General features: G+C 45.9%; 2 tRNA genes. Both read left to right on the top strand.

The annotated features are described in order from the left end of the window. Positions 1-83: 83 nt before the first annotated feature. Positions 84-158, top strand: a tRNA-Ile gene (locus IV36_RS11515). A gap of 20 nt (positions 159-178) precedes the next feature. Continuing rightward, positions 179-251, top strand: a tRNA-Ala gene (locus tag IV36_RS11510). Positions 252-266 lie beyond the last annotated feature (15 nt).

The raw sequence follows: 266 nt of genomic DNA, 5'->3' as shown, positions 1-266 counted from the left end.
TAAGGATATAACGGAAACCTACACACGATTGTTGAAACTTTGTTTAGTTTTGAGAGGCCTACTTCTCTTTTTGAGGATGTTATGGGCCTATAGCTCAGCTGGTTTAGAGCGCACGCCTGATAAGCGTGAGGTCGATGGTTCAAGTCCATTTAGGCCCATCCTTTTTTATATTTTTTTTGGGGCCTTAGCTCAGCTGGGAGAGCGCCTGCTTTGCACGCAGGAGGTCATCGGTTCGATCCCGTTAGGCTCCATTGACAGAATAATTG

The sequence above is a fragment of the Liquorilactobacillus mali genome, assembly GCF_001437155.1.
GTDB classification, from domain to species: domain Bacteria; phylum Bacillota; class Bacilli; order Lactobacillales; family Lactobacillaceae; genus Liquorilactobacillus; species Liquorilactobacillus mali_A.
The sequence above is the reverse complement of the archived record's forward strand: the minus strand, read 5'-3'. Positions and strand labels throughout refer to the sequence as shown.